8 protein-coding genes are annotated in these 15,401 nt (G+C 50.2%); 3 read left to right on the forward strand and 5 right to left on the reverse strand.

Features of this window, described 5'->3' with window-relative positions; all coding sequences use genetic code 11:
• Positions 1-138 precede the first annotated feature (138 nt).
• Complete coding sequence (locus BLQ88_RS31320; RefSeq protein WP_090156967.1) at positions 139-1,395, forward strand: 3-deoxy-D-manno-octulosonic acid transferase; 1,257 nt, start codon at positions 139-141, stop codon at positions 1,393-1,395.
• A gap of 34 nt (positions 1,396-1,429) precedes the next feature.
• Here BLQ88_RS31320 and BLQ88_RS31325 read toward each other — a convergent pair whose 3' ends face one another.
• Entirely contained in the window at positions 1,430-2,653 is a 1,224-nt protein-coding gene (locus tag BLQ88_RS31325; protein ID WP_090156968.1) for an ROK family transcriptional regulator, read from the reverse strand.
• A gap of 344 nt (positions 2,654-2,997) precedes the next feature.
• Between BLQ88_RS31325 and rsgA the strand changes: the two genes are divergently transcribed.
• Together rsgA and mce are read left to right on the forward strand one after the other, a co-directional pair.
• Positions 2,998-3,933, forward strand: a complete 936-nt coding sequence (rsgA, locus tag BLQ88_RS31330; RefSeq protein WP_090156969.1) for a ribosome small subunit-dependent GTPase A — start codon at positions 2,998-3,000, stop codon at positions 3,931-3,933.
• Positions 3,934-4,074: 141 nt separating this feature from the next.
• Positions 4,075-4,479: a methylmalonyl-CoA epimerase gene (gene mce / locus BLQ88_RS31335; RefSeq protein WP_176885166.1), complete on the forward strand. Its 405-nt coding sequence runs from the start codon at positions 4,075-4,077 to the stop codon at positions 4,477-4,479.
• A 12-nt stretch (positions 4,480-4,491) separates the two neighbouring features.
• Here the strand turns inward: mce and tamL are convergent, their stop codons facing one another.
• The 4 genes from tamL to BLQ88_RS31355 form a co-directional block, all read right to left on the reverse strand.
• On the reverse strand, positions 4,492-6,927 hold the full coding sequence (gene tamL, locus BLQ88_RS31340) for a translocation and assembly module lipoprotein TamL (protein ID WP_090157004.1): 2,436 nt from the start codon (positions 6,925-6,927) through the stop codon (positions 4,492-4,494).
• Positions 6,917-11,866 carry a translocation/assembly module TamB domain-containing protein gene (locus BLQ88_RS31345; protein WP_090156970.1) on the reverse strand — a complete coding sequence of 1,650 codons (4,950 nt, stop codon included), beginning with the start codon at positions 11,864-11,866 and terminating at the stop codon, positions 6,917-6,919. The genes tamL and BLQ88_RS31345 overlap by 11 nt, the downstream gene beginning before the upstream one ends.
• 45 nt (positions 11,867-11,911) lie before the next feature.
• A complete protein-coding gene (locus BLQ88_RS31350; RefSeq protein WP_090156971.1) occupies positions 11,912-12,622 on the reverse strand; it encodes a hypothetical protein in 711 nt (236 codons plus the stop codon).
• A gap of 293 nt (positions 12,623-12,915) precedes the next feature.
• Complete coding sequence (locus BLQ88_RS31355) at positions 12,916-15,345, reverse strand: TonB-dependent receptor (protein ID WP_229212949.1); 2,430 nt, start codon at positions 15,343-15,345, stop codon at positions 12,916-12,918.
• Positions 15,346-15,401: the final 56 nt, after the last annotated feature.

The raw sequence follows: 15,401 nt of genomic DNA on the forward strand, positions 1-15,401 counted from the left end.
TCGACACCACTTTAACGGTTTTTTGTACATTTATGTTCTTTAAACGAAAAAAGAAGCAAAAAAGCCTGCCGGTGGTCTCTAATCCGCCAAAATACCGGTTGTTTCTCCCATTTCTAATGTCCTTTTAATCAGTCTCCTTTGGTGAAAATCATCTATCAGATCGCCATTCAGGTTTTCGCATTTCTATTCCGCTTAGTCGCACCTTTCAATCCTAAATTAAAGCTCGGCGCCGAGGGGCGGAGGGGCCTTCTCAAACGTCTGAGGACGTCTTTTCCAGATCAGGCGGCAGGACGTCCGGTGGCGTGGTTCCATGCCGCGTCGCTTGGGGAATTCGAGCAGGGGAGGCCGGTAATGGAAGCTTACCGCACGGCCTATCCGGATCATTTCATATTGCTTACGTTTTTCTCGCCGTCGGGTTATGAAATCCGTAAGAATTACAACGACGCCGACCTGATTTGCTACCTGCCGATCGATACGCCTTCCAATGCGCGTCAATTCGTTGAAATCGTCAATCCGCGCATTGTCTTTTTTATTAAATACGAGTTCTGGTTCAACTACCTGCGGGAGCTTCGGAAAAACGGAAGTTATATCCTTTCATTCTCCTCTATTTTTCGTTCTAACCAGATTTTTTTCAAGTCATATGGCGGTTTTTTTCGGGAAATGCTGCGCTATTTCGACCACTTATTTGTTCAGAACCAGGCGTCGGTAGCGCTGTTGAAAGAGGCCGGCATTACCAATGCCAGCATCGCAGGTGATACGCGCTTCGACCGTGTACGCGCAATCGCAGCGAACGCGCGTGAGCTGCCGGAAATCGGGCTGTTTAAAGCAGAAAGTCAATGCCTCATTGCAGGTTCGGTGTGGGACGCGGATATGCAGTTGCTCATCCCCGCGCTGAATGCATTGACGGGTAAATTGAAAGCCATTATCGCGCCGCATGAGATCAAAGCCGAAGAAATTGCTGGCTGGCGTTCCAAATTGAACGGTCGTTCCATTTTGTACTCGGAGGTGGCGGCGGGGCAAAATCCGGAAGGATTCGACTACCTCATTATCAATAACATCGGAATGCTTTCGTCACTTTATCGCTACGGAAATATGGCTTACATCGGCGGGTCATTCGGGGTGGGGCTGCATAATATCCTCGAAGCCGCGACATTCGGTTTGCCGATTGTTTTTGGGAACAAAAGCTATCACCGGTTTCAGGAAGCGGTGGATTTGATTGAAAAAGGAGGCGCATTCCCGGTAGCTGATGGAGATGAGCTTTTAAAAGTACTGGAAAAATGGGTTACAAGCCCCGCTGAGGCCACTAATGCAGGTAATGTAAGTACCGGGTACGTGAAATCAGGAACGGGTGCTACCGAGCTGATTATGCAGAAAGTGAGAGAAACAATGAGCTGACGGCACATTGGAATGTACCATCAGCATTCAAATATCAGGAGAATTCCTTCGCAATGAGGTTGTCGAACAGGTAAGCTTGCGTTCCCAGCAAGCGCGCTTTGGCACCCAGCTTCGAAATGTGGATCGAAAGCGGGTTTTTGAAGTCCGAAAGGCAGTATTTGTTGATCGCCTGCTCGATCGGGTTGGAAATGAACGGCCCGGCTTCCGCCAGCAGACCACCCACAATAATCACTTCCGGGTTGAACAAATGGACCGCCGTAGCCAGTCCTTTACCCAGCTCGGTGCCGACTGTGCTCAGCAAATCAATCGAAAACTCATCGCCCGCGTGAACTGCTTCGATGATATGAGAAGTATCGAGCAGGTCCAGGTTGCCATTCACAATCTGTTTCAGGATCGTCGCGCGGCCGCTGTTAATGCCGTCCTTCGCCTGGCGTATCAATGCAATGGCCGAAGTAATCGTGTCCAGGCAGCCCACTTTTCCGCAGTGGCAAAGCATTCCGTCCGGTTTTACCTGGATATGCCCCAGCTCGCCCGCGAAACCCGATGCGCCATTGAAAACCTCACCATTGATAATAATGCCCAAACCCACGCCCCAGTCGATGTTGATCGTCAGCACCTGCGATTTATCCACTGCATACCCGAAACGGTGCTCGCCGATGGTAGTTGCTTTGGTATCGTTGAAGAGGCACACCGGAAGGTCGAAATGCTCTTTGAGGTACGTTACCAGCGGCACACCCGGCGGTGTCAGGTTCAGGTAAGTTAAGTTAATGCCCTGCGAAGAATTGATCAATCCCGGCATCGAAACGCCTATTCCCCACAGCTTGCTGCGGGTGATGTTGTTGGATTTCAGGAAATCGTCCGTCGAGGCAAAAAGTTCTTCCAGGAAATTCGAAGAATCGTCGAGGCGTATATCAACTTTTCGTTTGAGGATCAGTTGGTTATGAAGGTCAAAAATGCAAAGCTGCGTATCATGGCGGTTAATGTCCATGATCAGGTTCAGGTACTTTTTCGCATTCAGGCCATAAAGTACCGGTGGCCGGCCGGCTCTCGCTGGGCCTGTCCCTGTTTCGGTAATCCAGCCCTCCCGCATGAGGTCGTTTACAATACCGGTTGCGGATGGGATACTCGCATGGAACAACTTGGCCATTTTGTTAATGGAAGTGTCGCCGGACTGATACAGATGCAGCAGGAGGCTGCTTCTAATGCGATTTTTACGAATATCAATGACCGAACTCGGTTCTTCTGCCACTAAGTCCATTCTGCGGAGTAGAAAAAAATTATAGGATGACGTTTTTAATTTTCTTTATGATTGGGTGTACTAATGTATGAAATAATCAGAAAAATCGGGAGGGATTTTAAAAAATATTATTATTTGTTGTAAAATCCTTAGCAAATCGGGCGATCGGCCAAACGTTTTCTAATTAGTACAGCGGTCACAAATGGGAATTTTTTAGCTTGAAGGAGATAATTATACGCAACGCAGATAAAAAATCAGGGAAGTTGGAAAACTACTGGTTTTGTAGCTGGTTTTGACTTCGCAGCCAAATTTTAGTGAGTTCTGGCAAAGTCCTTTTAAATTCGCTGATTCCAAAACAAAGAGCAATGAGTTTAATAAGGGGTTTGGTACTTCGTTCGACCGGTTCGTGGTACGAGGTTAGGGATAGCAGGGACGGGCATATCTGGCAATGTCGTTTGAAAGGCAAATTCAAAGCATTGGGTTTGAAAGTGACCAATCCGATCGCAGTAGGGGATTATGTGAATTTCGAAGTAGAAAATGAAGGTGAAAACTTTGGCATTATCCACGAGATCGTCCCGCGCGAGAACTATGTGATCCGCCGCTCGGTACACAAAACGGCCCACGCACACCTTATTGCCGCCAATGTGGATCAGGCGATATTGATCTGTACATTGGTTTTTCCGCGAACTTCGCTCGGCTTCATCGACCGTTTCCTCGTCGCCATCGAATCGTTCCGCATTCCCGGCGTATTGGTTTTCAACAAGCAGGATCTGCTGAACGACGAAATGAAGGATTTCCAGGCCGAGCTCATGGAATTGTACACCGGCCTCGGATACCGCTGCCTTACCACCACGGCGGTGGCCGAACTCGGTCTCGATGATTTCAAAACCCTGCTGAAAGGCAAAGTCTCGTTACTATCCGGGCATTCCGGCGTCGGGAAATCCACGCTCGTGAACGCGATAGCGCCCGATCTGGACATTAAAACCCAGGAAGTCTCCACATTCGCGAACAAGGGCGTGCACACTACCACCTTCGCCGAAATGTTCGAGCTCGAAAAGGATACATTCATCATCGACTCGCCGGGCATCAAAGAGCTCGGACTGGCCGATATGGAAAAGGAGGAAATCAGCCATTACTTCCCCGAAATGCGTGACTTGCTTAATCAATGCCGCTTCAACAACTGCCAGCATATCAACGAGCCCGGATGCGCGGTGAAAGACGCCGTTTCAGAAGGGAAAATCGCGATGAGCCGGTTTGAGAGCTACCTGAGCATTATGGCGGGGGATGATAACCGGAAGTGAGGTGAATTTTGTGAATGAGTGAATGACTGAATGAGTGAATGAGTGAATGAGTGAATGATTGAATGATTGAATGATTGAATGATTGAATGGGCCGCTGGGGAACGGCGAATGTGCCGTGAGGTGGGTAATGACGTTTTCTTGATGATGAAGAATGTAGAACATATTGGCATTGCCGTTGCGGATCTTGCTGTCGCGGAAAGTGTTTATTCAGCATTGCTTAATGTACAGCCCTACAAACGCGAGGCTGTCGAATCGGAGCAGGTTACTACTTCATTTTTTAAGGTAAACCAAACCAAAATAGAGCTGCTCGAAGCTACCGGACCGGATAGTGCTATTTCGCGCTTCATTGAAAAAAAAGGGGAAGGCATTCATCACATTGCTTTCGAAGTCGAAGACATTCTCGTGGAAATGGAGCGGTTGCGCAATGAGGGTTTCACATTATTAAATGAAGTCCCCAAACGCGGTGCCGATAACAAGTTGGTTTGCTTTGTACATCCCAAAAGTGCGAATGGGGTTTTGATTGAGCTTTGTCAGGAAATTCGTTAGCAGGAGCAGGGGCTAGAATGGTAGCCCCACTGCAATGTTCAATATCAGGTTCTCCTTTCGCCAGGTTTTGCTTCCAAAGTCAATCTCATTGAATACCCAGGGTTTTTTATATTCCACAACACCTTCATCGCTCACATTCTTGACCTCATTCACATACCAGGGCTTGCGGAATGGTGTAGCAAGGTCGAGGCGGAAAATCAGGTAAGAGAAGTCGAGGCGTAGGCCGATGCCTCCGCCGACAGCGACCTGTTTGAGGAATTTGTTGCTGATGAGTGCTGCGCTCGTCCGCGATGCCCTCGCGGAATCCCCGAATGACCAGATATTCCCTGCATCCACAAACACTGCCCCATTGATAATATCGGTGAATTTCATGCGGATTTCCGAGTTGAATTCCAGACGGATATCGGCGAACGATTGGTAACCAAACAGCCTTATTGAGGCGGTGTCGGGCACTTCCGCACCCGGGCCCAGCGCACGTGCGCGGAACGCCCGTATACCCGTGCTACCACCGCCGAAATACTGTTTGAAAAGTGGCGTCTGCATGTTTTTAGAGTTGCCATATGGCTTGACTGCGCCCACGAGAAGGCGGTTAGCCCATTTGACTGAAGGTGTAACGGTGCGGTAATAGCGGAAGTCGGCATCCACCTTCACGTACTGAAACACAGGCACGCCGAAAATCTCTTTCGGGGCGTCGGTGCTGTCCGGTCTTTTGGCAAGCAGGCTGAGCAGGTTGCCGCCATAGTCTACTCCCCCGGTGATGGCAAACTGATCCTTTCCGAAAGGCCGAGGCTGAGGGTGGTAGGAAATGACATAGTTGGAACCCATGATAAGGTACTTCGTTTCCAGCATTCTCAGGTAGCGGTCCACGTCGAGCGGGTTGGTATCCGGGTCGAAGAGGATATCGTCCAGCGTTTCATAGTTTATGTTTCTTGGCTGGATAAAGTTGATCGAGATCGGTGTGAGCGTATGCTCTACCTCCGAGTTGCGGCGCCACGAATAGCCCCAGTCGCCCCGGATGGAAGTAGTGGTGAAGAAATTGCGCTGAACCCGGTTTTCATAGTTGAGGGACAGGATCGTTTTGGGCAGTGCCTGGCTTTTTTCAGGCCTGATGCGTGCAAACGGCACAATGAAGCGCGGAAAAGAAATACTCGCCTCGGCACCGTACCGGATGTACTCACTGCCAATGCGGTTGGGGTTCGCTTCCTTGTTTCCGCCTATCTGCACGTCGAACCCGAAGAATGCCCGTAGTGCCAGCATTTCGGCACCTTTGAAGAAGTTCCTATTGCGCCAGGTCACGTCGAGCGTCGAACCGCCAAGGTTGTTAGACTTCGTACTGGCCGATAATGTCGTTTGCAGTGATTTCTTTTTCATCGGCGCAAGGTCATAGTACACATCGAGCAATGCCGAATCTGAGCGCGGGACGAGGTCAAAACGGTTTTTGACAAACCGGAAGTTTTGCAGGTTCACCAGCCGCTGGAGTGATACGTCGTGCATCGTGTTGGTGTACATATTCCCGCGCCGGAACCCGATCGCGTCGTAGAAAATGCGTCGCTTGTAGTTTTTCCCCGGATCGGTAATGTTGATTCCCCGGCGCAACCGCCCCCGTGTGACTGCCGTGGAGTCGGTGTCTTTATTTTCCTCGGTACCTGTGTTGACGTAAATGCGGTTAATGAAATACTGTTTCAGGGAAGTTTGAGCAGTTTCTTTCTTGACTTCCAAATAGAGGTTGACCTGCTGCGGCCCCAATGTAGAATCCGCTTTTCCGATCGTAGAATCGACTTTTGCGATGAGATAGTCGGGGTTGAAATAATAGTAACCCTTGCCTTTCAGTTCCTGGTCAATGCGGTTGCGTTCGGTCGTAATCACTTCCAGGCGGATCGGATCGCCTTTTTTGAGTAAAGTCTTTTGCTTGGCCGCCACGAGGTCGCGGTTGAAAAGCGAGCTGTCCTCCACCACAAAATTGATCTGGTTGATCACATAGCGGGGCATCACGTAAGCAGTATATTCATTAGTGGCCGTCCTGCGCTTTTTCTTCTTGCTGGGGACGATTTTGCCCGACACTTTGGAACGATAGTATCCTTCATTATCCAGGAAACCCTCCATATTGGAAGCATTGATATCCACTACGCGCTGCGTCGCGTAACGCGGAGGCTCGCCCAGCTTTTTACGGAACCAGCTTTTCAGCCCGCCCTCATCTTTCGGTTCGCCGATCCAATAGTAAAACCAAACTTTCCACGGAAAACCGAAGATCGTTTTGTTTGGTGGAGGCTTGATGAGGCCTTCGAGCTGGTCGTCGATGCCCGATACATTCGGCTTGGAAATGCTGTCGGGATTGACGGTTACTTTATTGCCTACGTAAATGCTCTGGCCTTCGGGCACGTACCTATTGACCGAGCAGCTGCTCAGGAAGAAACAGATCGCCAGTAAGCTTAATATACTATTTCTCATTGCGCTGCCTTTGGAAAATTTCACGGAGCAGGTCATAATCTGCCGTAATGATAAAACTGACCCCGGTTTCAATAATAAAACCTTCCAGAATCGATTGATATTGGTTTTTACGATAAGCACGGAACAGGTAGCGGCCGTCGCGGGTGATGGAGTAGTCGAGCGCGATGTTGTCGAACACCTCATTCGAATTGCCCGCATTGTTCTGGCTTTCCAGCTCGAAATTCTTGCCGACCGATACTTTAAGACGGTTGTTGAGGAAAGCCTTGCTTAATCCCAGGTTCACGTCCGTACGTGCACCGGTGGATTGGTCGGCCGTGGAGTTTACGCCAATGTTCAGATCGACGCCCTTGATCAGGTCCGAAGCAAGGTTGTTCAACTGGTCGCTCAGCAGCTGGCTCACACTCTGGCGGGCCACAGCCTCGGCGCTGGAACCGACATTGAAGCCGGACGTAGACTGGTCGGTGATAAATTTATTGGTAATCAGCAATGCAAAAGCCTGCTTGTTCATCTCCGACGGGTTGTTCACCATATCATTCCAAAACGTCTGGTTCTGGATGTCGCTCTTGATCTGCTCGTCGATGGCCGTGCCGGGCACAATGTTGAATTTGATATTGGGCGTGGTCAGGTTTCCGGTGATTACGATCTGTACTTCAATGGGTATTTTGCTCGCACCCTGAAATTTGCTGGAAATGGAGCCTGGATCGACCATTACCGGATAGGCGGCAGTAATGTTTAGATCCGCCTTCATTGGGTCACCGGTCCACAGCAGCGTACTGCCTTTTTTAATCTCAAACTGCCGTTTCAGGATCTGCAAAGTAAGGTCATATGAACCTTCGGTAAGGTCATAGGAGCCGAGCAGGAACAGCTGGCCGTTCGGTGCGATACCGGTATTGAGCTGTGCATTACCTTTCAGGCGGATATTGTCGCCATTCAATTCATCGATCACAACTTTGAACTCCGACTTGTCGTCCACATCGATATCGAGCGAGATCTGTGAAGCGAAATCGACTATTACGTTTTGTGCGGCTTCTAGGGAATCCTTTCTGACAACCTGCGTAGAGTCGCTCATGTCCACAAACTCGATGACACCCTTAGTAGCATCGCCCGCCTCCGTCGCATCGCTGGGCATTACCACCGTAATGTTGCTTCCCGGGTCGACTTTTACATTCCCGTCGATCACCGATTTTGCGCCCTGGCCTTTTACAGTCAGGTTGGCGTCGATATTGGCTTTCCCGAAAAACAGCTCGTTTTGTTTCTGCGTCGAATTCAGGACATTAAAGTTTTTGGCAGAAATATTGAGATTATACCCTACATCCGGCAGTTTCGCAATGCTCACATTCCCGTTGATCTTCATCGCCTGGTTCAGCGAATCCGTGACGGTAAAATCGTTAAAATTGATATTCTGGCCATTGAACTGGATCTTTTGGCCGGCAAGGGAGTAGCGCGAGCCGAGTTGCGTCGCATTGAATGCCACGCCGTCAAAATTAACCGCGCCGTCGAGCTTAGGACTATCCGTGGAACCGGTGATGGCAATATTGCCCGTCAGGTTACCTTCTGCGCGTTTCAGCTCGCCGAAACTGAATGCCTCGATGGTTTTGGCACTCAGTTTTTTCAAATCCATTTTGAAATCCATCGGCGTTTCGGATTTCAGGTTATAGCTCCCCCGGATGTTGACATCGTTCTGGTCGTTCACGAGCGACATGGCTACCCGGATCAGGTTTTCAGTTTCATTCGTCGATTTCAGCGAGAGGTCGCCGACCGGTATTTTGGTTACCGCGAGGTTATTGATCGTCAGCTCGCCCGTGTACACCGGTGAGGTCATATAGTTGCTCAGCAATACCTTCCCATTCAATGTCCCGGTGGCCAGCGTCGAATCGAGCGTGGCAATCTCGATCAGCGGGCCAATGGAAATATTGGACATCGCAATGTCGAGCGGACCGTTCGGTGCTTCGGTAGTCGAGTTGATTTTGATAGACTGCCCGTTGTTGCTGATCGTGAAATTTTTCACAAACACGCTATCGGACGCATATTGCACGTAACCCGCGGAGTCGGTCTGCCATTTGTCGTAGTTGAGAAGCAGGTCGTCGCGCAGGTTGAGACGGTACTGATTGCTGTTGACGGCCAGGTTACCTTTCACCGCGTGCCGTTCCGTATTCACAGAGTCGCGTACGACGAAATCGAATTTTACATTATTATCGACGATCTGGCTGGCCAACGAAGCATTCTGCATTCTGAAACCGCCCGTATTTACCAACCCCACATTTGCATTCAACGCCGCATTGTCCTCTATGGTACTGAAATCCACCGCCACGCGTTCTACGATCGTGCTGTCGTAATTTACCATCGGCACGCTTAGCCGGGCCACGAGCGACGAATCTTTCTGATTATCCATTTGAGCACGGAGCTGGACCGTTTTCATCTCGCGGATTCCCGGTACAAAAATTTGAAGGGCCGGGTGGTTGTTCAGCGTAGCGTCGAGGGCAAAGTTTACCGGCTTGGTAACTTCGTTGTAGGTCAGGTCTGGTGATTTAAAATGCTTTCCTACCTCAGTCAATATCGCGTCGCCGATTTCTGTGTAGGAATACTGGCCGGTCATTTTGGCTTTCAGAAAAGGCGATTCGATGTAAGCCTGCCTGCCGCCGCTGGAATCCGTGAGCTGCACATTAATGTTGGAAATACCTACCGGCCGGCGGTGGTGCGTGAGCACGAGGCTGTCGATATTCACGGTGCCGAGCGGATTTTCGGGGTTGGTCGAAGGCATATCGACCTTGATATTGCCCTTCATTTGCAATGAATCCGCATACAAATTCAATGCGGTGAGGTCGAGATTGGTTATTTCCATCTCCGCTTTGACGGACGGATATTCTTTTGACAGATCGGCCTGAGCTTTCAAATCCAGATCGATATTGCGGTCGTCCATATCCGCCGACACGTTCGCCAGTCCATGATCGACATCGCCTTGCAGCCTCAGATTTTTGTAAACATAACCTTTGATATCCGCGCTCTCGATATTGCCGTCCAGCCGTGCTTTCATCGTTTTCGGGGCATATCCGAGGCCGTCCACATCCGCGCGGAGTGTGAGCTTACCCATTTCGGTCGGAGGCTGCTTGGTGAGCTTGCCCAGATCGAATTCCGTAAACGTCAGTGTGCCATTGTATTGCGCCCGCAGGCTATCGGTGATGTTTTTGAGGTTACCGGAGAAGGTACCTGTGCCAAACGAAGTATTGATAGTAGTAGCCAAAGTAAGGTTCTCCATCGAACCTTTCACTTTTCCCGAGATCTTGACAGCATCTGGCAGCTCTATCGACGCCGGTACCGCGCTGTCGGGCAGCATTTTAAGCAGATCAGCTTTGGTAGAGGATATTTCATTGATATTCAAATCCATATCCAGCTTTTCGGCGTTGGGTAACCCTTTCAAACGGCCGTCCGCGCTGAGTACCGTGCCGTCGAGCAACGTGAATTTTGCCTTGGAAATCAGCATATCGTCTACTGATCCGGTAATCTGGCCGGTGCCTTTCACGACGCCGTTCGGTTCTTTGTCGAAAGGCGGGGTTTTGGCCAAATCGGGCACGAGTAGCAGAATATCGGCAAATGCAATGCGGCTGTCGGTAAGGCGTAGTTTGAGTTTCACCTTGCCGATGTCGTTCGTAAGCTGGTCGAGGTTTTTGTAACGAAGGCTCAGCTCGTCGCGCAGCAGGGTATTGGGCGTTTTGAGGTAAAGATTGCGGAGATAGGTTTCCTGGTCACCGTATGCGAAATCCGTCCGGAACGCATCGAGGCGGAAGCCGCTTTTGTCCTTGAATGTGGCCGATTTCAATGCACCCGCAATGTTTTCGGGCGAGAAAAGGAAATCCCGCAAATCTACATTCAGGTCTTTGATGTTGAGGTGTGCGTAGTCGAGGCCTTTGGGTACGGGCGGTGAATTGAAATCGTCGTAGCGGATATCGTTGTTTTCGAGTTTGATCTCGCCCACTTTCACATACCAGCCGGGTGCCTCGGGAGCCGAGGTAGTATCTTTCTTAGCTGTGGAAGCATCTTTTGCAGCCGCTTTTTTGGGCATTTTGGCAAATTCAGCAAACAGCGACAGGTTTTGCAGCGAAACATTCTTCACATCCACACGCTGGCTGCCCATAGAAATATTATTTACATGCCCGGCCAGTTTGCCTACGGTCATGCCGTTTTTCAAGCCAGCGACTTCATCGTCGAACTGCCATTTGAATTTCTCAATATCGATATCTCCCACCTTAATATCCAGTGAATCCGCCGGATCAGGCTTCGGCTCCGGCCCAGCGGCAGCTACTTTCAATGCCTGGTACATCCGCAGTTTTACCTCACTATTGTGCAATGCGGTGGTAGTGAGGTGATATTGCGAAATGGTAGGGTTGAATTTGTCGAACTTAACCAATGCCGAGTCGATATTCCCCGAAGCATCGGTCCCGATCACCGCGTCGCGGTAGGAGAACCGGACGTTTTTGAGCGAAATCTGATCGAGCCGCATTTTGAGCGGTTTCGACGGGGTAGTATCGATCTCCGTGGTATCGCCGGCAAATGCGTCCACGATGAACTGGAAATTGAAAGTGGTATCCGGCAAAACGCGGTTGATATTCGCATTAATCCCTTCCAGTTCTACTTTGTTGATGCCAATGTCGCCCTTAATGAGGCTGTACATATCGAGATCCACGTACAGGCGCTTGCCCGCCACGAGCGTATCCCCGTGCAAGTCTTCGAAATAGACGCCTTCGAGCAATACCCAATCAGGAATATCGAAACGTACTTTCTCGATATTGACCTTGGTTTTGAGCTTTTTACGTAAAAAGGAATTTGCCTGGGATGTTAAAAAATTCTGGCCGAACGGAGTCTGGAGTCCCCAGATCAACACGCCAACCAGAATCAAAACTGTCAGGATTATTATGGCCAATACTTTTAGTGCTTTCTTCATCCCAGGCTGTTTTCCGCCATATCGAGGCGTTGAGAATCTTGGTTTTTATCTTTTAAACAGTTCGACGTTTACATTCTGGTTCACGTTCAATGCTGATTTGATCGTTACCGGCTTTTTGTCGGAGCTGTTGAGTTCCACGAGTTTGGCGGGGTACAAAATACCATACGCGGATTTGGTATATTCTGATAAATCGGAAGTGGTTTCAACACCGCCCTGGTTTGTTTTCTGACGAACCAGCAATCCGGATTTCGCGTCGAAGTAAAGGTTGTATTTCACCCCTTTTCCCTGCAATTCCACATTGTTCACCTGCGCGCCATTGAGCGTTTCAGTGCCGACGGTCGTTGCAATCAGTCCGCGATCTTTGTAATTGATGAACGGCACAAGGTTATCGTACAATTCCATGCGCATATTTTGCTGTTCGGCCTGGCTCAGGTCTTTCACGTCCGTTCTCTGCCCGATCGGCACTTTGATCCATCCCTGGTCGCCCTTCACGGTGTACACGAAGCTGCGTTTCATGATGGTTTTATTCTTGTAAATCGATTGCTCGGGTATGGATGCCGTGATCACCGCATTATAGGGAGTGGCTGCGGCGGCGGAATAGCTCCTCGTCAGATTATAGGACTTAACGCCGTCCCATAGCGCTTTCCCACCCGTCGCTTTGTAAAATTGCGAGAATATGGAGTCGGCAGGCAATTTTTGTGCATACGAACCAGCCGTTACGAGTAGCAATGCGGCCAGCATTTTGAGCTTTTTCATTTGTGTAAAAATTTTTGTTTAAAGTTTGAGACCTTTTGTCGAAGTTCGGTAGGCGGCATTTCGGTTGCCTGGAACCACGTTTTTTAGATCACTTTGCGTGTTCGGGGTTTAAATAAGTAAAATTAATCGACTCCTGCGCCAGCTATTTGCAAAAACCGTTCCATTGCGCCGCGGGTTGGGAAAAATGATTCCGGAAGCGCTTCCTGCGCTAATCGGGAACTGTCTGTAAATGAAAAGGAAGGGCCGATACGACCCTTCCTTTTCACATATATTAACAATTGTTGACCGAAAGATCATGCATCGTCACCACTTGCGGAAATTTTGCCAAACCTGTATTGGAAAGTCACATTTACGAGTCGGTTGGTCTGGTGCCAGTTCGAAGTCTGCATATAAGTATCCGTCGCGAGCTGGCTTTTGTAATTACGCGACAAGAAAATATCCTGCACATTGAAAGAGATGGTCGCTTTCTTTTCGAGCAGGTCTTTGCGGATACCCATGTTGGCAATGAAAACGCCCTCACGCGTGCCTTGCGCAATCGCGCGAGGGCCCTCGTAGTTCACGTACGCAGATGCGCGAAAATCGGCCGGAAGCGTGATGAATGCATTGAGGTTACCGGAGTAGCTCCACGTACGGTTGTCGATCTGCGCCTGGGGCGAAACCACCTCGCTACGGAAAATGCGGCCGCTGCCATTGAGTTTCAGCACGTCGCCAAAGAGTTTTTGAGAAAAATCGGTTTCGAAGCCATAGTTGAACTCGCGACCGACATTATCATATCGGGTAAGCGAAACACCCGCTTCGTCGATCGTGCGGATCTGCGTGATCGCATTGTTGGAATAATCCATGAAAAGCGATGGTCCCCAGCCGCCGTTGGCTTCATAGTTGGAATAACCCATTTCGGCCTTGTGCGTAAACTCGGGGCGAAGGTGCGGGTTACCCGTTTTGACGTTGCGCGGATCGGAAACGTCGGTGTATGGGTTCAGCCAGTCGGCCTCGGGGCGCTGCACGCGGCGGCTGTAATTCAGCTTCACCTGCGACGATTCGCCCAGCTTGCGCGTTACCGCGAGGGAGGGCACGAGCGTGAGGAAATGCACGCTGAAATCCTGGTTCCGGCTGATCTGGTCGATGTCCTGGTTGTAATCGGTCACTCGCAAACCCGCCCGGATACCCCAGAGATCGGTTTTTTGCGAGAACGTCATAAATCCTGTGTAAGTAGCGTCCTTGTAGCCGAATATGTTGCTGATATTATTGTCGAAAACGTAGCTGTTCGTCTCACGGTCGAGGTTATAGAATGCATTCACGTTGTCGCTGGAACTGGTGCGGGAGCGCACGCCGGCTTCCAGAGTGGCTTTCGGAGTAATGGGCCAGGTGTAATCGGCGTTCAGGAAAAGCGAATGGCGATTGTTATTGCGCAGGTTCTGCTGGTTGCGCAACAGGCTGTCGACAGTGCTTTCCTGTGCGAAATACGATTCCCCGTCGGACCCGCCCAGCGAGTAGCTCGAATTAAAGTTAAGCTGATGGTCTTTATCGGCAAATTTCCGGCGGTAGTCAAAGCTGAAATTGACGTTGTCGCCATTGCCTTTGCTGTTGTTCAGGCGGCGGAAGCTTTCGGATACCACACCCGAGGCCAGCGTTGTTTCGTTGAGGATATTGCTGTTGTTGCGATTGTTGTCACGCGAGTAATTCACACCGGCTTCAATGGAATTCTTGTCGTTGAAATCATAATTCATCCCAACGCGGCCGAATGCGTTCTTGCCTTTGTTGCTGCCGGTACCGTCCTGTTGCAGATGAGAGGTCGATTCCGTTACGAAATTGTCGCGGCTCAATGCTCTTTCCCAGGTCGTACCGCGCGTTTGCCCGCTGAGCGATGCATTCAATCCAAACTTCCCGGCTTTATAACTCAGGTAGCCCGAGGCCGCATTGTTGTTCTTGTTGCCGAGGCTCAACCGCGCACCGCCGTTCATTCCGCGGATTTTCGTCTTTTTGGTAATAATATCGATCACCCCGGATGCTCCCTCGCCTTCATATTTCGCCGAAGGGGTAGTCATCACGTCGATCCGCTCGATCAGGTTTGCCGGGAAAGATTGAAGGATTGTAGGCAGGTCGCTGCCGTAGAGGTTGGACGGCTTGCCGTCGATCAGCACCACCACATTGCCTTTTCCGCGCACCTGCGGGTTACCGTTTTCGTCGAGCGAGACGGCCGGTACTTTTTCAAGAAGGTCGCTCACATTGTTGCTGGTAGCGAGCATATCCTTGCCGATGTTGACGATTTTCTTGTCGATATCGTCCACAATCATGGTCTTTTCGCCTTTCACGATCACCTCGGCGAGCTTTTGCGCCTCGGGCTTTACGGTAATGCTTCCGAGGTCGAGCAGGCTGGCTTCGGCAGCCAGCTTGACATTCGGGCGGTAAAGCGTCTCGTAGCCCATGTTGGTTACGCGGAGGATGTAGCTGCCCGCCGCCACTTCGGCGATCGTGAATGCGCCGTTTTCATCCGCCACTGCGCCATTGACGAGCGACGAATCTTTGGGCATCAGCAACGCCACCGTAGCAAATGCAACGCCGGTACTGCCGGGGCCTTCCACGATTTTGCCCACAAGCTTACCACCGAGCGCTCGCTGTGATTTTGTATGTTTCACAGGAACCGGGCGGGTGCCGGGGGTTGCGAGAAGTAGATGTGTAGGTAAAAGTAATGCAATGCTGTTCAGCAACAGACTTCTTTTCACGGGTATAGGATTTTAGATTTTATTAGGAGTTAAGCAGCGCAACAATGCTGATTGCA

It is taken from the genome of Dyadobacter soli (genome assembly GCF_900101885.1).
Lineage (GTDB): Bacteria > Bacteroidota > Bacteroidia > Cytophagales > Spirosomataceae > Dyadobacter > Dyadobacter soli.